We start from the raw sequence: 18,316 nt of genomic DNA on the forward strand, positions 1-18,316 counted from the left end.
CCCAATATGATTTGATATTTATTAACTTTTAGCTGCAAAAGCTGTACTTAGTAATACAATCATTTGTATTAACAATACTAATGCAAATCCCATTATAAAGTAATGGTAAGCTAGCTTCTCACTAAAATAATTACTACTTATTACTATATAAACCGCCATACTCATAATCAATGTTATAGAGGCTTGTACCTTACAAAATAAATCTTTTTTATTTTTAATTACATACATTAAAAATATTAAGATTAATATTATAGCAAGTATTGATCCTACTTTTAGCATAGATATATTTTGCTGCGAAAATATACTATTTTCAAATTGATATTTTCTGGAATATACATGTCGCATTACACCAGCTTTTTTATTAGTTAAATATTGAACTATAAAAACACCGCATAAAGTACTTATTTGTAGAATTAATGCTAATATATATAACGTTAATTTAATCACTTTTTTCATAATATTATTACCTATTTAGGTTCTCCTGTTTCCGTAGGATTTGAAGTATCACTACTCCATCCTATCCATCCATCACTGTATAATGATGTATTTTCAAATCCCATAACATTGGCATAAGTTAGAACTTCTGCCGCTCTCCATCCACTACCACACATAAATGATAAGTGATTATTTGTATCTATTTTCGAACTATCCCATAATGCTTTTATTTCATCCGCATTTCTCATAGTATTGTCAATATTTCTATAATCCTCTAATGTGACAGAGCTTGTACCTGCATATCCATATACAGCGCCTGGTATACGACCAGCCTTATCATGGTAGCTATATCCAGACTCTTTACCTATATACTCTTTCCAACTACGGTTATCAACTAATGTGAATTTTGGGTCATCTAGTGCTTCTTTAATTTCTGGTATTGTATCTATTAAGTCAGAATTTGATGGTATTGTTGCTCCAAAATTATCACCTGGAGTTTTTTGGTTACTCTTTGTTTCTAATTCGTATCCAGCTGAAACCCACGCATCATTCCCGCCATTTAGTACTCTTACATCAGATATACCTATATAACGAAGTATAACTGCTACTCTATATGATGCCATCGTGTCAGGTCCCGTAACTATTACAGTGTCATCTTTAGTAAATCCATAATCCAATGCAAATTTAGCTAAATCTTTATCATTAGCTAGCATCCAATTTGGTGGTGGTTCTACTGTATCTGTATTTATATGAACACTAGTAGGAACATGTCCCTTAGAGTAAGCTTCACTTTCTTCTCCCCAACTAGCTTCAACAATTTTTATATTTTTAGCATTTTCAAAAGTTTCCGGAGTTTTACCATCTAAAACTTCTCTTACTACTTGTGGTGGTACTATCATTTTATAGTTTTTATAACTAACCATTGGAAGTTTTTCATCTTTAGCCCATTCACTTACATCATATGTATATAATTTATTATAGCCTTTTTCATTAAGATAGTTTGCTACAGACTTTACATCTTCTCCATTAGCATCATATAAAACTATATTTTTATTAGAATCTATACCTTTAGTTTTTAGGGCTTCATCCAATACTTCATCTTTTTTATCAGAGTCTACATCTAACCAGTTAGCAGAGAAATCTACTGCACCTTCTATATGACCCCCTCTTTCAACATTATCTAATGACCATCCATTATACGCATCATTTTGTCTTGTATCAACTACTATCCAAGAGTCATCTTCTAGATTACTTTGTAACTCTTCTGTCGTTATAGTTTTTAAATCTAATTCTGCTAAAGGTTCACTTTTATCTTCATCCTTACTACATGCAGATAAAGCAGTAATACTTAATACTAATACTGCACTTAAAGCAATATTTTTAATATGTTTTATCGACATATCATACCTCCTTATAACCTATTTTTCTCGTGTTTTACAACATTCTCTCTTCTCATTATACCCACCAATATATGTAAGTAAAGTTTTATAGATATTATCTATACTACTTGTTTTATATATTTATTTTATCTATGTTTTTAAAATTTATTTACTGAATATTGCTAATATAATAAAATTAAAATTAAGCTTTCTTATTAATAAAAAAAGCTTATTGAAAATATAACATTACATCTTCAATAAGCTTTTTCTTTATTTATATTTTAAATCTATTCCGAGTAAACATTCATTTTACTTCCACGAGCAAATCCAATCACTCTCATGTTTAACTTCTGTGCTAAATCAATAGCAATGTTAGTAGCAGCTGATCTAGATATAATATAATTTATATTAAGCTTCGCACACTTTAATATAATCTCAGATGTCACCCTACCACTTGTTAGTATAACTTTATCTGATACATCTATATTATTGTCTATACATCTTCCAATAATTTTATCTAGGGCATTGTGCCTTCCTATATCTTCTTCAAAGAATATAGTATGCTCAAGATCACTAAGAGCAACACTATGAGCTCCACCAGTTTCTAAAAATATCTTAGATTTTGTATTAAACTCATTCATAATTTTTACAAGTTTAGAAAAGTCTAACGTTTTTTTTATACTATCTTCAAATGAGTTTAAATTATCTAATTCTTTATAATAAATACTTCCTTTTCCGCACCCTGTGGTTATGGCTCTCTTTTCGCTAATTTTCTTATTGTATAATTCTTTACTTTCTAACCTTATATTGATACACCCCTTCTCTTCAAAAACTTCCATACTATTAATGTCATGTATATCTCTTATAATTCCTTCAGAGAATAAGAAACCAACAGCCAACTCCCTTAAAGATTTTGGAGTACATATCAAAGTAATAAATTCTTTATTATCTATATATATGGTAAATAAATATTCAACTATAATATTATCTTCTACCTCTAAAATCTCATCATCGATATATCTTTTTATATTATATTTTTCTACTACATCCATAGAATTAAATTATCCTTTTCATACTATTTTAGATTCTAATCTAAAGCTAATGCTTTTTCACATTGGTGTATCTTTTCAACATTTATAGCACATACCTTAAGGTCAGGTACCTTGCTTATACTATCTAAGGTAGTATTTGTCAGATAATTTGCAGCTCCATCAGCAAAATGGAATGGCATAAAAAACACATTTTCATCAACTATATCTGTTATTTTTACAAATGTCTCAATTTGACCGCGTTTTGAAGAAACCTTTATTTTCTCATTATCTTCAAATCCAAGCTTCTTCGCTGTAATAGGATTAACTTCAATATATGAATGAGGAGACTTTTCATTTAGCCCTTCTACTCTACCAGTCATTGTTCTTGTATGATAATGATACAACACTCTACCATTTACCAGTGTATATGGATAATCCTCATCAACATCTTCACAACTTAATACATAATCGCAAGGTACAAAACTTCCCTTTCCTTTAGAGAATTGTCCTTGATGAAGTATTTTAGTACCCTCATGATCTGTTGTAGGACATGGCCATTGAAGAGATTTCTTTTCTAACCTTTTGTAATTAATACCTCCATATTGAGGTGTCAATTTTGCAATTTCATCCATTATTTCACTTGGACTGCTGTATGTTTTTTCGTATCCAAGTAAGTTCATAATTTCCATCAATATTATCCAGTCCGGTTTAGCACTCCCTATTGGTTCTATAGCTTTTCTTACCATTTGAACTCTTCTATCTGTATTAGTAAATGTACCATCTTTTTCTGCAAATGATGCTGCTGGTAAAACTACATCTGCTAATCTAGCAGTTTCTGTCAAGAATATATCTTGCACTATTAGTAAATCTAATTTTTTCAAAGATTTTTCTACGTGAGCTATATCCGGATCTGATATCATTGGATTCTCACCCATTATGTATAGTAGTTTTATTTTATTATCATTTATAGAGTTGATTATCTCTGGTGCTGTAAGTCCAATTTCCTTGGACAAAGTTGTATTCCATACTTTTTCAAACTTCTCCACTATAACTTCATCATTAACTTTTTGGTACCCTGTAAGTACATTAGGTAGAGCTCCCATATCACAAGCACCTTGAACATTATTTTGACCTCTAAGTGGGTTGACCCCACCAAATTCTTTACCTATATGTCCACATAAAAGAGCAAGATTTGATATGCTCATAACATTATGAGTACCTCTTGAGTGCTGTGTTATACCCATTGCGTAGTATATTGCCGAACTACTTGATTTAGCATATATTCTAGCCGCTTTTATTATATCCTCTCTTGAAACTCCACAAATCTTTGCTCCTTCTTCTGGTGTATAATCTTTTACTAATTTTTCCAGAGCTTCGTAATTTTCGGTTCTCTCTTTAATATAATCCATATCCTGTAAGTTTTCAGATATTATTACATTCATCATTGTGTTAATTAATGCAACATTGGTACCTGGATTTATTTGTAAAAATACATCTGCTCTCTCTGCTAACTCAATTCGTCTTGGGTCTGCTACTATTAATTTTGCACCTTTTCTCACAGCCTGCTTAATTTTAATTCCTATTACTGGATGATTTTCTGTTGTGTTAGATCCTATAACAAATATACTATCGGAGTCTGCTGTTTCTTCTATACTATTTGTCATAGCGCCACTTCCTAATGTAGTTGCAAGACCTGCAACTGTAGAGGAATGTCATAATCGTGCACAGTGATCAACGTGATTGCTTCCAATTACTGCTCTCATCATTTTCTGGAATAAATAATTTTCTTCATTAGTACATCTTGCTGAAGATAATCCTGCCATAGATTCGCTTCCATATTCATGCTTTATATCATCATATTTGCTCTTTATGTAATCATAAGCTTCTTCCCATGTAGACTCTTCAAGTTCCCCATTTCGTCTTATAAGTGGCTTTTTTAATCTATCTTCGTGATTTATAAACTTATATCCAAATTTACCTTTTACACATAATAAGCCATCATTTACTTCATTATCTACAGGCTGACTTCCTACCACTCTACCCTCTTTTGTCAGTAATTCAATCTGACATCCTACACCGCAGTATGAGCATGTAGTTTTAGTCTTCTTAGTATTGTGAAACTCTGAATTTTTCGGAACTAACGCTCCAACAGGACATACTGATACACAATTACCACAAGATACACAGTTTGAATCATTTAATTTGTCTTTAAAAAACGGTGCTATTTCTGTAGTATGACCTCTGTCAACAGGACTTATAGCACCAACTTCCTGTAGCTCTTCACATACTCTAACACATTTTTTACATAGTATACATTTATTTGGGTCGTAATAATAGAATGGATTGCTCTCATCTATATCTAATTTTTTAGGTTGGTTTTCATAATCTGATTTAAAATGATTGGAATATAAGTTTGTATATTCTTGAAGCTTACAAGTTCCTGTCCTCACACAAGTAGTACACTCAAGCGGATGATCAGATATCATAAGTTGTAGTATATCAGCTCTCGCTTGCAATACTTTTTTACTATGAGTGTAAATTCTCATACCTTCTCTTACTATTGTTGCACATCCAACTTCCAAATTTCTTGATCCTTCAATTTCTACCAAGCACATTCTACACAGACCACTCGGATTCAACCTTTCATCATTACAGAAGTTAGGTAGCTCTATTCCTATACTTTTACAAACTTTAAAAATCGTCGTCCCCTTTTCAGCCTTAACTTCCTTATTATTAATTTTAATATTAACCAATACTTTCCCCTCACTTTAAGACAAATTTTGATCTTATTTTATATTTTCAATTTATGTTATTATTTTCCTTCTTATTATATATATTTAGTTATAAAATAGATTATTAGTACTCATATTAATATGTGTATTTATTATCTAATAAAAATAAGCACCTCAAAATACTTATTTTGAGATGCTTATTTCTTATTATAATACACCAACTAAAATTGCTCCTTTTGATGTATATGTTCCCATAACTGATCCAACTTCACTAATTACTACATTTTTAAACTTATTCTTCTCTTCTATTAATGCCTTAACCTTTAAAGCTTTTTCTAAGCAATTTGCATGACCTATTGCTAAAGTTCTTTCTTCTGCGTTAGTAACCTTTGTACTTATCTTATCTATAACCTTCTTTAAACTATTAACTTCTCCTCTTGCCTTATCAATCGGCTTAACTACACCTTCAGTTATATGTATTATTACCTTAAAGTTTAGTGCACCTATTATTTTACCTGCTATCGGATTTATTCTTCCACCTTTTATAGCATTTTCTAAAGTTTCTAAAGATCCAAAAAATACAACTTCATCTTTTAGGCGTTCTACTTCCTTAACTATTTCATCTATAGATTTCCCTTCTTGAATTAATTCTGCAGCTTTTATTACTAATAATCCCGCACCTATAGATCCACTTTCTGTATCTATTACTTGGATATTTTTGCTTGGATTCTCACTTAAGTACATATCTTTTGCAAGCACTGCTGTTGAGTATGTAGCAGATAATTTAGATGTTAATGTCAATGCTAACACATGCTCTTCTTCACAATCATATGCCGTCATAAATCTCTCAGGAGATGGACATGATGTTTTAGGAAGTTCTTTACTTTCACCCATTTTTTTATAGAAAGTATCATTGTCTATATCTTCTCCAGATATAAAGTTTTCCTCTCCAAAAGACACATTAATTCCTATTATATCTATATTATATTTTTCAACTATTTCTTTGCTTAAATCACAAGAACTGTCTGTTATTAATTTTATTCTATTCATTTTATGTTAACCTCACTTTTAAATTCATATAAATATCCCACCAATCAGCCGGTCGTACGACCGACTCTTATAATCATTTTATATTCAATATGCAAAAAAGTCAACATTGTATATTACTACTTCAAATAAATCTATCTATATTTTATATGTCAGCTATAATTCAATGATTCCTCGCTTTATTGACAATATTTTTTTCCAAGATTATAATATTAATAATTAATATTATTGATCGTTAATAATAGAAAGGTTGATTAAATGAAACCAAGTAATACTAATATGAAACAAACTATTCTGCTGGCTGCAACCAAGCTTATAACAGAAAATGGAATAAAAAATACTAGTCTTGCAGATATTGCAAAAGCTGTAGGTATAAGTAAGGGAACTTTATATTACCATTATGCTTCTAAAGATGATATAATCTGCGAAATAGCAGATTCTCACTTAAAAATTATTACTGGGGCTGTTTTAAACTGCGTCCAAAATGCTAATACAGAACACCCAAAAGATGAAATAATAAAATCTATTCTAGATAAAATTTCTGCAATAGAAGGTACAGGAAGAGTTCATATGTATCTTATTTGCGAGGCTATAACAGCTAATGAGTCTTTGAGGGAACGAATTAAAATTCACTATATGGATTGGAGAACTACTCTTAAGGATGAGATTAAAAAGACCTTCCATGATGATGATGAATCATCTGATGCTCTTTCTTTTTTACTAGTATCAATAGTAGATGGTCTCGTTGTTCAAAGCCTATTAAAAACAGAAAAGATTCCTTTTGAAGAAATAGCAACGTTTTTAATTAATCATTGGTGTTAGAAAAATAGTATTCATATATAATTCGTTTATAGAATATATATTACAAACTTGTTATAGGGGGATGATTATGCAAAAATATGTTTGTGATATATGTGGGTATATTTATGATCCACAAGAAGGTGATTTAGATAATAATGTGATATCAGGTACTGAGTTTGAAGATATACCTGATGATTGGGTTTGTCCTTTATGTTCTGCTGGGAAAGATAATTTTTCTAAATTAGAATAATACATTATTTACATTAACTAATAATTATTATGTATATAAAAAAAGATTAGCCAATTGGCTAATCTTTTTTTATATTTATATTTTATACAAAGAAGAATTGTCCTGGTCCTATTGGAGCTCCTATTAAAGCCCAAATTATAGCAAATATAGTCCATCCAATTAGGAATGCAACTGATACTGGCATCATTGTTGATATTAAGTTACCAACACCAAAGTCTTTTTTATATTTTTGTCCAAATATTACTATAACACCTAAGTAGTTCATAAGTGGTGATATTACGTTTGTAGCAGAGTCACCTATACGGTATATTAACTGTACCCCTGCTGGAGAGAATCCTGCTACCATTAATATTGGTACGAATATTGGTGCAAGTAATCCCCACTTTGAAGAAGCTCCACCCATAAATAAGTTTACGAATGCAGTTAAGAATATGAATGCTACCATTAATACTATAGTCCATACCTTACTATCTGTAGGTATCATAGATACTAAGTCAGCTCCTAAAGAAGCAACTAATACACCTAAGTGTGAATCATTAAAGTAATTTAAGAACTGTGCTACGAAGAATAGTATAACTATTATTGGAGCCATATCTGCCATTGCTTTAACCATTGCTGGAACTATGTCTTGAGCCTTAGCAAACTTTCCTGATTTAAATCCATAAAGTAACCCACTAGCTCCAAAGATTACAAACATTAACATCATTATCATGTCACCTTTGAAGAATATAGAGTTTAAGAATCCATCTGCAGCAGTTAATACAGCATTTCCATCTGCATCAGTTCCCCATATACCAACTGTAGTTGATAAATCACCAACTAATGGTATAGTGTTATTTTTATCTATTGGTAATGCAGTTAAAACTATAATACCTATTATAACTAGCATTATTTTATTTGTAAATTTGAAAGCATTTAATTCTTTTTGTGTTGTTTCATGTTCTGGTTCTATGTTTGCTTCTTTTTTATTGTATTTACCAAGTCTTGGTTCAACAAATTTATCTATAACTAATGTACCTACTATCATGATTATTGCTGTTGAAGCCATCATGAAGAACCAGTTACTAGTTACTGATAAAGTAGATGCTAAGTTTGTTCCTGCAAGTGCATCTCCAGTTTCAGCTGCTGCTTGTGTAAATGGTAATAATAAAGCATCAGTTGAACTTACAAAAAGGTTTGCACTAAATCCACCTGAAACTCCGGCAAATCCTGCTGCAAGACCTGCAATAGGGTTTCTACCTAATGTATAGTACATTAATGCTGCTAGCGGTATAAGTACAACATATCCAGCATCTGAAGCCATGTTTGACATAACCCCTAAGAATATAACAACTGGTGTTACAAGTTTCATAGGTGTTGCTTTAACAATACTCTTCATTGCTATTGATAAGTATCCACTTTGTTCCATAAGACCGATTGCTAACATTATTATTAATATTGTACCTATTGCGTACATATTCATAAAGTTAGCTATAGCAGTTCCTACTACATAAGAAAGACCATTTGAATATCTCTCTGCTACTGTTGTTCCCGTTGCCCCTACTTTTAATACCTCTATAGGTTCTTGCCCTAATAAGTTGTTTATTGGGAATTCCCCTAATGGCGTCTTTGCTACTACTCCAAAACTACCTAGTACTGCTGATGCTAGTAATACAAATATAGCTATGTATATAAACATTAGCACTGGATGTGGAAGCTTATTTCCTAATTTCTCTATCCCATCCATAAACCCTTGAAGTTTAGACTTTTTTGCTTGTGTGTCTTTATTCTTCATACTTAAATCCATATTATTACTCCTCCATTATGTAGATTTATGATATCTATTAGTAATTTTATCATATAACGACATAATTTTCATTCATTTTTCTCTATATTTCGATAGTTTCTTACTATTCACATGTACTTAAGAAAATCTGCTTATTTAATAAAGTTACCTTTGTAATGCACCTTATTAAATAAAGTATTTTTTCTACAGTATCGATTTAAAACATTTTCCTTTCGATTTTTATTTAAATTTTTAAAGTATTTCAGATAAATTAATTAATTATTTTAAATCTTAAATATTTTTATATTTTTCTGTTTTTTGATTTATTTTTAATCCACACTTGCTATTTTATGTATAATCAATCAATTGCGTATCTTACTCGATAAATTCTAAATATAATTCTATTTAACTTTTACTTCAAATAAAAAATCTCCTAGATCCAAAGATTTTATTAATCCTTAACTTCTAGGAGATTTATTTTGATATATTATTTTCTTACAACCTTTATTCCAGTCATATGATCATTTAAGTTATGTTGCTCTAAAGAAGCATCTTCAACTCTATTTATTTCTAAAGCTAAAGTTTCAGTTTTGATGTAGTCTTCAAACGTAGCTATAGCTTCTGATATTTCATTATCTCCACAGAAATCTATTACTATATTATCTAATACATCAAATCCACTAGCTTTTCTTATTTGTTGTACTTTAGATATAAACTCTCTTGCATATCCTTCTGCTATTAGCTCTGGAGTTAATGTAGTATCTAGTATAACGAATAAGTTATTTTCCATAGAAACATTAAATCCTTCTTTAGCTGATATGTTTATTAAAACGTGCTCTTTATTGAACTCGAATTCTTCTCCATCTATATCTACTGTTAAACTTTCTCCATTTTCTAACTTAGGAGCTACAACACTAGCATCTAACTTATTTAATGCTCCTGCGAAGAACTTCATTTTAGCACCTAATACTGGTCCTAATACTTTAAAGTTTGGCTTTAAGTTAAAGTTCATGTATTCACCTAAGTCTTTAGCAAATACAACAGTCTTAACGTTAAGCTCTTCTTTTATTAAGTCTACTAAGTCACCTATTAAAGACTCATAGTTTCCATCTACAAATACTTCTTGTATTGGTTGACGTACCTTTATTCTTGTAGCTTCTCTTGATGCTCTACCTAAAGTTACTAAGTTTTTAGCTAAGTCCATTTTTTCTTCTAATGAAGTATCTATTAAACTTTCATTAGCCTTTGGATAAGAAGCTAAATGAACTGACTCTTCATTAGTTAAGTTTCTATATATCTCTTCTGACATATAAGGAGCAAATGGAGCTATCATCTTACAAAGCTCTGTTAATATTTCATAAGTTGTGTTATAAACAGCTTTTTTATCTTCATTTAATTCAGTTGCCCAGAATCTTCTTCTTGAACGTCTGATATACCAGTTAGATAAATCATCATTTATAAATGCTTGTATTCTTCTTATTGTTTTATTTACTTCAAATATTTCTAAGTTTTCTTCTACTTCTTTCTTTAAGTTGTTAAACTTAGATAATATCCATCTATCTAGTTCTGGTCTATCTTTATATTCAACAAAGAAGTCAGTTGGATTTATACCATCCATGTTTGCATATAATGTGAAGAAGTTATATACGTTTTTCATAGTTCCTAGGAACTTACTTTGAACTTCTTTTAATCCTTCTTCATCAAATCTTATTGGAGTCCATGGTGGAGATACGTATAATAAGTACCATCTTAGGGCATCTGCTCCATATTTATCGAATAATTCGAATGGATTTACAGTGTTTCCTCTAGACTTACTCATTTTTTTACCTTCTCTATCTAATACAAGGTCGTTTACTAAAACTTTCTTGTATGGTGCTTTACCCATAACGAATGTAGATATAGCAAGTAATGAATAGAACCATCCTCTAGTTTGATCTATACCTTCACAGATATAATCTGCTGGGAATAATTGTTCGAAGTTCTCTTTATTTTCAAATGGATAATGATGTTGAGCAAATGGCATTGCACCACTATCAAACCAACAGTCTATAACTTCTGTAACTCTTGTCATTTTATCTCCACAACAGTCACATTTTAAATGTATATCATCAACGTATGGTCTATGAAGTTCTACTGTTTCTGGATCTACATTTTCTATAGCTTTCTCAGCAAGTTCTGCTCTTGAACCTACAGATTGTTTATGTCCACATTCACATTTCCATATATTAAGCGGAGTTCCCCAGTATCTACTTCTAGATATTGCCCAGTCATTTAAGTTTTCTAACCAGTTACCAAATCTACCTTCTCCAACGAATTTTGGATACCATTCAACAGTCTTATTATTAGCTATTAATTGATCTTTTAATCTAGTCATTTCTATATACCAACTTGGCTTAGCATAGTATAATAAAGGAGTTTGACATCTCCAACAGTGAGGGTAGTTATGAGCTACTTTTTCTTTTCCAAATAATTTATTTTCATGAGCTAACCATTTGATTATTTCAACGTCAACTCCATCTTCCATAACAAATTTACCTTCCCAAGGAGTAGTTGTAAATTTACCGGCTTCATCAACTGGTTGAAGTACTGGTAAACCATACTTTCTTCCTAAGTTGTAGTCATCTTCACCAAATGCTGGTGCAGTATGAACTATACCTGTACCATCTTCAGTTGTTACATAGTCTCCTAAAGTTACGAAAAATGCTTTTTTATCAGCTTCAACAAAAGGCATTAATTGCTCGTATTCTACATGCTCTAAATCTTTACCTTTCATTTCTTCTAATACTTCATAGTCTTCACCTAATACTTTGTTAGCTAAAGCCTTAGCTACATAGTATACTTCATCATTTTGCTTAACTTTTAGGTAGTCAACTTCTGGTCCTACTGTTAATGCAACGTTTGAAGGTAATGTCCAAGGAGTAGTTGTCCATGCTAAGAAGAATTCATTAGCATCTTTTCTCTTGAACTTAGCTATTACAGTATTATTTTTTATTTCTTTGTATCCTTGTGCAACTTCATGTGAAGCAAGGCCTGTTCCACATCTTGGGCAGTAAGGAAGTATCTTATGTCCTTCATATATATAATTTTCTTTATTAAATTTATCTAATATCCACCAAACTGACTCTATATAATTATTGTCTAAAGTTATATATGGATTATCTAAATCTGTTTCATAAGCCATTCTCTCTGTCATAGCTCTCCATTGCTTTTCGTAAGTGAAAACAGATTCTCTACATTTTTGGTTGAATTTATCTAAACCATAAGCTTCTATTTGTTGCTTATCAGATAAACCTAATTCCTTTTCAACTTGTATTTCAACTGGAAGACCATGAGTATCCCAACCAGCTTTTCTCTTTACTTGGTATCCATTCATCGTTTGATATCTACATACCCAGTCCTTTAATGTTCTAGCTACAACGTGATGTATTCCAGGGTTTCCATTCGCTGTTGGAGGTCCTTCATAAAATACGAAACTTGGATCATTTTTACCTTTTTCTAAAGTTCTTTCTAGTATATCTATCTCATTCCAGTACTGAGATACTTCAGCTTCTGCTTGTTTTACAGAAGAGTCTACTAGTGGCTTAAATTTTGACATAGTATCACCCTTTCTTAAAATGTTTATTATAGTAATTAGATTGTTATCTAAATCAACTTTGAATATAACAAATCACTGTCTTTTTACTTAACAATTAAATTTTTGTATTAAAAAAACTCGTCCCCCTATACAAAGGGACGAGTTCTAATCGCGTTACCACCCTAATTTTGAATATACATAAAATAAATATATTCAACACTCATATAATATAACGGTATTAACCGGCACAGCTTAATAAACTCTAGTTTTTCAGCCTGCAGCTCAAGAGTGATATTCAACTTTATATAATTTATTGGTTCTCAGCTTACCCAATTCTCTGTAAAATCTTCTAAAGTCTACTGTCTCTGTCATAGCTTTTAAAAATAATTATTTTTAATTGTTAGGAATATAATATAATAAATTGTTAGAATAGTCAATAACCTATTATTCTAAAGTTGTAGCAGCCTCTATATTATCGTCACTTTCGAACTTATATATACTTGTAGATTCATAAGTACTTATATAACTATCGTCAATGTCTGCAAATATATCATCTACACTTCTTATTTCATCTTCTAATAAAGATTTAAATTTATTTCTAAATATTTTAAACTCTTTAACTATAGAATCGTACTCTTTTCTTATTTCTATAACACGATTATTAGCTTGCTCTATTAATAATCTACCTTTTAGGTCAGCTTCTTCAACTACTATTTGTGCCTTTTTATTAGCCGCACTGCAAGTATCTTCTGCTGCGCTTTGAGCTGTTATTAATGTCGCTTTTAAAGTTTCTTCTATATTTTCATATTTGTTTATTTGGTCTTGATATAATCTTACTTTTTCTTTAAGTTCTAGGTTTTCTCTGTATAAATTTTCAAAGTCTTCTTTTACTATATCTAAAAATTCATCTACATCTTCTTCCTTATACCCTCTAAGACTTCTCTTGAACTCTTTATTTTCTATTTCTATTGGAGTTATCATTTATTCCCCTCCTACACTATTATCTTTGCTTGGACTTTTATTTTACCTTTTTTAGTAATGTCCCCAATTTGAGTTACCTTTGCTCTTCCCTTACCTCTTACAGATATCAATGACTCATCTTTGATAATCTTTGATGGTGATGTTACTTTTTCATAGTCTACATACACTTTATCTGCAGAAATATATTTTAAACTATCCTGTCTAGATATATTATAAATTCCACTTACAATACAATCTAATCTCTCCGAAGATACGGTAAAGGATATATCTTTATAATTTGGAGGATTATATACTATTTCTTCTTTAGAAATTTCCTTCACGGTAACACTATTTCTTGATATTTTATCTAGATTCATAACTATAAAATCACAAATATCACTACTAGTTATTACCTGTGCAAAGTTCTCATGTATTATTATATCTCCTACTTTTTCTCTTTTTATACCTAGACTCATTAACGCACCTAGGTAATCTTTGTGAGATATACTTTTAAACTTAAAATTACCTTCTATATGTATAAATCTCAGACTGTTTTCTATATCTTCATACTCCATATAAAAAGGATATATAAATATAGAACTTCTTTCTGATTCATCATATCCGCCATCTACAGTATATTTTATATCGCTATTTGAGTTTAATATCGCTACTGCATTTCTTATCTCATGAGGATTTAGAAACTCAGTGTATTTAACATCATAATTTTTCATACTACTATTGGCTTTATCTATAACTTTATACATTTTATTTTTTAATTCAATGTCTTTTATATGATTAGTTAATTTTAGCTTGTCCATATTTACACCTTATAATAAAATCACAAAAATAAACCTTCTTGCTAGATTTATTAGTAATATAGATATTACTGGAGTAAAATCTATAGGTCCGTTTATGTATTTATACATAACATTTCTTATTGGATATTGTATAGGATCTGTTATTGTTGTAAGTATTTCATATACCTTATTTTGAGTACCTCCTGGTACCCAAGTCATAAGACATTGAGCTAATATTGCAAATGACAGTATTCCTAATATCTTATTTATCGCGATTGCTATTGTTAACATGTAATAACCCCTTTATTATTTATTTTGCCAAGGGAAAAGAGCTTTACTTTCTAGTTCTTTTTTCATATTGGCATCTATATCAACATTGTTTGGAGCTAGTATAAATATTGCCTTAGATACTTTTTGCATGCTTCCTTCTAGTACATATACTGCACCATGCATAAAGTTAAATATTGATTTACGAGTAGCAGCATCATCTAATAATCCTTCTAGATTTACTATGACTGCTCTTCTTTGCTTTAAGTGATCTGCTATAGCAGTTACCTCGTCATATTTCTTAGGTTCCACTATTACAACCTTCATTTGTCCTGTTGTATGTAAGTTTACAATTTTACTTGCCTGTGATGAAGTCATTGCACTAAATTGGCTACCTATTTCTTCATCACTATCAATTTCCTCAACACCTTCATTGTAATCTTCTTCATCGTAATCTTCTTCATCATCAACTATCCAATTTTTAAACTTAGATAATATTCCGTCTCCCATTTTAATATCCTCCTTATTAATTTTTATTATAATTTCTTTCTCCAAATATTGATGTTCCAACTCTAACTATAGTAGATCCTTCTTCTATAGCTATATCATAATCTCCACTCATTCCCATAGATAAAGTTCTCATATCTATATCAGGTATATTTAGACTATCAATCTTTATTGATAAATCTTTAAGTCTTTTAAATACACTTCTTATTTCATCCTTATCGTCAATAAAAGGAGCCATAGTCATAAGACCTTTGATTTTTATGTTTTTGTAGTTATTTGATACATCATTTATAAATTCTACAACATCTTCTTCATCAAGTCCATGCTTGCTTTCTTCTTTTGAAATATTTACTTGTACTAAACAATTAATACTTCTTCCAATTTTTTCAGCACGATTTTGTATCTCTTCACATAACGCTATTCTATCTAGAGAGTGTATCATATGTACTTTATCAATTATGTACTTTACCTTATTAGTCTGTAGGCTACCTATTTGGTGCCATCTTACAGCATCACCTATAACTTGATATTTCCTAGATAATTCTTGAGGTTTATTTTCTCCAACATCTGTTATACCTTCTTCTATCGCCTCATAAATTGCATCTACATCTACAGTTTTAGTGACTGCTAATAAGGTGATGTCATCCTTTGATCTATTTGATTTTTTAGCTTCACAATCAATTTTTGTTCTTATCACTGATAAATTTTCTTTAATAGATCCCAAATTTGTCACCTACTCTATTCTCATATTTTTATTTATGCTATTAGGTTTTAATATTATTCTGTCATATAAGTCAACACTATTGATTCCATTAATATTATTAGTGTAGTAATCTACAAACACATAATCATCATTTTCATAAACTATCCCATCTAATTCTACAAAATTTACTTTCTGTGATTCTTCATCTACTACGTAAACTCCCTGTTTATCATCTACTACATCAATAGCACTTTTAGCTATCTTCAAACCTTCTACTTGCTTATATATTATATCAAATTCTTCTACTCTTGTATCATAAATTGCAATATTTTGGTTAGTTATTTTCAATATAATAACATTATTTTCTCCATCTTTATACATTTTGAATACATTAGCTTCAGTATTTTGGTCGTTAAATCTTAAAATAATACTCTTATCTTGCTCAAAGTTTTTCGCTTCTTTATCATTTACATATAAAGCAACATATGTACTATAGTTATTTATCACTCTAATTACTGGTTCATTTTCATTTACAGCATCACCTTTCTCATTTGCTACTGTAAATTTATTTTCGGCTTTATTGATATCATCTTTAGTTAAATTATCAATTTTATCATAACTATATTTATCTTCATTTCCATCAAATTTAAAAGATACAATACCAGATATTTCAGAAGATAAATTAGATACGTTTTTTTCCAAATTTTTGTTCAATATTTCCTTTTGTTTTTCTTTGGTTTCAAGTCTCTTTGAATCAATATCGTTGTTTAGTAATCTATTTCTCTCATCTATTAAGCTATTTAAGTTGTCCTTATTTTCACTTACTACGCTATAGCTATTATATAGTAACCCTGACTGTACTTTATTACTTATATTATCTATATCTTTATTTAATTTAATTATCTCTGATTTAGATATATTACTTTCACCATTTTTTAACTTATCAATTTCCGTATTTAACGCTTCTATGTCATTATCTATATTTGAACTTATATTATTTCGATATACTTTGGCAACCTCTTGAGACTTTTTAATTCTTTCTCCTTCTTCAACTAGTAAATCCAAGCTGCCCTTACTATTAGATTTCACTATGTGCTCTTCTCTAATGATTAGTCCTTTTGTTTTAATCTTAGCTTCAAATTTCTCATTTTCTAAAGTTGCAACTTCAATATTTTTACTTATTAAAGATATTACTAGATGAAATGATATATAAATAAAAACTCCAAGTAGTAATAGATTTGAGTATTTTATTTTCCTCAAGATTTCACCTCCTTAAAATTCCTATGATTTAGTTAAATACTCTATATTACTTCTTCAGATTCCTCTAGAATTCCTTTTTTTAATAAATAATTTCAGAACAATTATATACTTTGTTTTATAGTGTATCAATTATACAAATTTTATATCCTTTACTAGTTTCCAATTAAATAGTTACTATATTTTTACATAAAAATAGCTCTTAAGTATACTCAAGAGCTATCTTATTTATTATCTATTTTATAGTTTCCTTATTTTTTTCTTCCCAGAAGTCAGCATTTTTTATACCTAGCTTAATTGGATCAAATCTAATTTGATCTCTTGGTACACCAGCTTTCATTTGCTTCTCGTAATCATTAAAGCACTTCATAGCTACATTAGATAATGCAAGTATTGCTATTATATTTAACCACGCCATAGCCCCAACACCTATATCGCCAAGAGTCCATGCTAAATTTGCTGTTTTTACACATCCAAATGCTGTCATAAATAATAAACAAGCTCTTAATATATTAGTCAATATCTTACTACTACTTCCACTAGTTATCTTCTTAGATATATAAACTAAGTTAACTTCCGCTATATAATAATATGCCATTATAGTTGTAAACGCAAAGAAAAATAATGCTATAGCCACAAATGCTGATCCAAATCCTGATCCAGGCATTAAGGTATCTACTGCTGTTTGAGTGTATACAGGACCTATCTCAACACCTTTTAAATTTTCAACTATAAGTCCTCCAGCATTATCGTATACATTATAACTACCTGTCATTAATATCATAAATCCAGTAGCAGAGCATACTAGTAA

Annotated in this window: 16 protein-coding genes and 1 other annotated feature; of the genes, 2 read left to right on the plus strand and 14 right to left on the minus strand. The window is 30.0% G+C overall.

What is annotated here, in order from left to right:
- Positions 1–21: 21 nt before the first annotated feature.
- The 5 genes from CHL78_RS13910 to CHL78_RS13930 all read right to left on the minus strand — a co-directional run bounded on the left by CHL78_RS13910 (position 22) and on the right by CHL78_RS13930 (position 6,627).
- Positions 22–456 (minus strand): hypothetical protein, encoded by a 435-nt coding sequence (locus tag CHL78_RS13910; protein ID WP_094366456.1) that lies wholly within the window; start codon positions 454–456, stop codon positions 22–24.
- Between the two features lie 11 nt (positions 457–467).
- Entirely contained in the window at positions 468–1,835 is a 1,368-nt protein-coding gene (locus tag CHL78_RS13915; protein WP_094366455.1) for a rhodanese-like domain-containing protein, read from the minus strand.
- A 266-nt stretch (positions 1,836–2,101) separates the two neighbouring features.
- Complete coding sequence (gene fdhD, locus CHL78_RS13920; protein ID WP_094366454.1) at positions 2,102–2,866, minus strand: formate dehydrogenase accessory sulfurtransferase FdhD; 765 nt, start codon at positions 2,864–2,866, stop codon at positions 2,102–2,104.
- Between the two features lie 35 nt (positions 2,867–2,901).
- Entirely contained in the window at positions 2,902–5,598 is a 2,697-nt protein-coding gene (fdhF, locus tag CHL78_RS13925; protein WP_094366453.1) for a formate dehydrogenase subunit alpha, read from the minus strand.
- A gap of 186 nt (positions 5,599–5,784) precedes the next feature.
- A complete protein-coding gene (locus CHL78_RS13930) occupies positions 5,785–6,627 on the minus strand; it encodes a DegV family protein (RefSeq protein WP_094366452.1) in 843 nt (280 codons plus the stop codon).
- Positions 6,628–6,903: 276 nt separating this feature from the next.
- On the opposite strand from CHL78_RS13930, the gene CHL78_RS13935 reads away from it, so the two are divergent.
- Both CHL78_RS13935 and rd read left to right on the plus strand, forming a co-directional pair.
- The gene (locus CHL78_RS13935; RefSeq protein WP_243446446.1) at positions 6,904–7,446 is read left to right on the plus strand and encodes a TetR/AcrR family transcriptional regulator; all 543 of its coding nucleotides are present in this window, start codon (positions 6,904–6,906) and stop codon (positions 7,444–7,446) included.
- A gap of 67 nt (positions 7,447–7,513) precedes the next feature.
- A complete protein-coding gene (gene rd / locus CHL78_RS13940; protein WP_094366450.1) occupies positions 7,514–7,675 on the plus strand; it encodes a rubredoxin in 162 nt (53 codons plus the stop codon).
- Positions 7,676–7,757: 82 nt separating this feature from the next.
- Here the strand turns inward: rd and CHL78_RS13945 are convergent, their stop codons facing one another.
- From CHL78_RS13945 to CHL78_RS13985, 9 genes are all read right to left on the minus strand, one after another.
- Positions 7,758–9,461 carry an AbgT family transporter gene (locus CHL78_RS13945; RefSeq protein WP_094366449.1) on the minus strand — a complete coding sequence of 568 codons (1,704 nt, stop codon included), beginning with the start codon at positions 9,459–9,461 and terminating at the stop codon, positions 7,758–7,760.
- Between the two features lie 466 nt (positions 9,462–9,927).
- Positions 9,928–13,035: an isoleucine--tRNA ligase gene (ileS, locus tag CHL78_RS13950; RefSeq protein ID WP_094366448.1), complete on the minus strand. Its 3,108-nt coding sequence runs from the start codon at positions 13,033–13,035 to the stop codon at positions 9,928–9,930.
- Positions 13,036–13,165: 130 nt separating this feature from the next.
- Positions 13,166–13,395 (minus strand) — a binding site (T-box leader).
- 63 nt (positions 13,396–13,458) lie between these two features.
- On the minus strand, positions 13,459–13,995 hold the full coding sequence (locus tag CHL78_RS13955; protein ID WP_094366447.1) for a DivIVA domain-containing protein: 537 nt from the start codon (positions 13,993–13,995) through the stop codon (positions 13,459–13,461).
- Between the two features lie 11 nt (positions 13,996–14,006).
- Entirely contained in the window at positions 14,007–14,792 is a 786-nt protein-coding gene (locus tag CHL78_RS13960) for a YlmH family RNA-binding protein (RefSeq protein ID WP_094366446.1), read from the minus strand.
- A gap of 9 nt (positions 14,793–14,801) precedes the next feature.
- A complete protein-coding gene (locus CHL78_RS13965; protein WP_094366445.1) occupies positions 14,802–15,062 on the minus strand; it encodes a YggT family protein in 261 nt (86 codons plus the stop codon).
- A gap of 15 nt (positions 15,063–15,077) precedes the next feature.
- A complete protein-coding gene (locus CHL78_RS13970; RefSeq protein WP_094366444.1) occupies positions 15,078–15,548 on the minus strand; it encodes a cell division protein SepF in 471 nt (156 codons plus the stop codon).
- Positions 15,549–15,564: 16 nt separating this feature from the next.
- The gene (locus tag CHL78_RS13975; RefSeq protein WP_199534057.1) at positions 15,565–16,269 is read right to left on the minus strand and encodes a YggS family pyridoxal phosphate-dependent enzyme; all 705 of its coding nucleotides are present in this window, start codon (positions 16,267–16,269) and stop codon (positions 15,565–15,567) included.
- A 9-nt stretch (positions 16,270–16,278) separates the two neighbouring features.
- On the minus strand, positions 16,279–17,508 hold the full coding sequence (locus tag CHL78_RS13980; RefSeq protein ID WP_094366442.1) for an HlyD family efflux transporter periplasmic adaptor subunit: 1,230 nt from the start codon (positions 17,506–17,508) through the stop codon (positions 16,279–16,281).
- 232 nt (positions 17,509–17,740) lie between these two features.
- On the minus strand, positions 17,741–18,316 hold a 576-nt coding region (locus tag CHL78_RS13985; protein WP_147295827.1), incomplete at its 5' end, for an alanine:cation symporter family protein.

This window comes from Romboutsia weinsteinii (genome assembly GCF_002250835.2).
GTDB lineage: Bacteria > Bacillota > Clostridia > Peptostreptococcales > Peptostreptococcaceae > Romboutsia_A > Romboutsia_A weinsteinii.

Bases quoted from the DNA above. Each gene is read 5' to 3' on its own strand.
- CHL78_RS13910 (WP_094366456.1), bottom strand. From the start codon at position 456: ATGAAAAAAGTGATTAAATTAACGTTATATATATTAGCATTAATTCTA.
- CHL78_RS13915 (WP_094366455.1), bottom strand. From the start codon at position 1,835: ATGTCGATAAAACATATTAAAAATATTGCTTTAAGTGCAGTATTAGTA.
- fdhD (WP_094366454.1), bottom strand. From the start codon at position 2,866: ATGGATGTAGTAGAAAAATATAATATAAAAAGATATATCGATGATGAG.
- CHL78_RS13930 (WP_094366452.1), bottom strand. From the start codon at position 6,627: ATGAATAGAATAAAATTAATAACAGACAGTTCTTGTGATTTAAGCAAA.
- CHL78_RS13935 (WP_243446446.1), top strand. From the start codon at position 6,904: ATGAAACAAACTATTCTGCTGGCTGCAACCAAGCTTATAACAGAAAAT.
- rd (WP_094366450.1), top strand. From the start codon at position 7,514: ATGCAAAAATATGTTTGTGATATATGTGGGTATATTTATGATCCACAA.
- CHL78_RS13945 (WP_094366449.1), bottom strand. From the start codon at position 9,461: ATGGATTTAAGTATGAAGAATAAAGACACACAAGCAAAAAAGTCTAAA.
- ileS (WP_094366448.1), bottom strand. From the start codon at position 13,035: ATGTCAAAATTTAAGCCACTAGTAGACTCTTCTGTAAAACAAGCAGAA.
- CHL78_RS13955 (WP_094366447.1), bottom strand. From the start codon at position 13,995: ATGATAACTCCAATAGAAATAGAAAATAAAGAGTTCAAGAGAAGTCTT.
- CHL78_RS13960 (WP_094366446.1), bottom strand. From the start codon at position 14,792: ATGGACAAGCTAAAATTAACTAATCATATAAAAGACATTGAATTAAAA.
- CHL78_RS13965 (WP_094366445.1), bottom strand. From the start codon at position 15,062: ATGTTAACAATAGCAATCGCGATAAATAAGATATTAGGAATACTGTCA.
- CHL78_RS13970 (WP_094366444.1), bottom strand. From the start codon at position 15,548: ATGGGAGACGGAATATTATCTAAGTTTAAAAATTGGATAGTTGATGAT.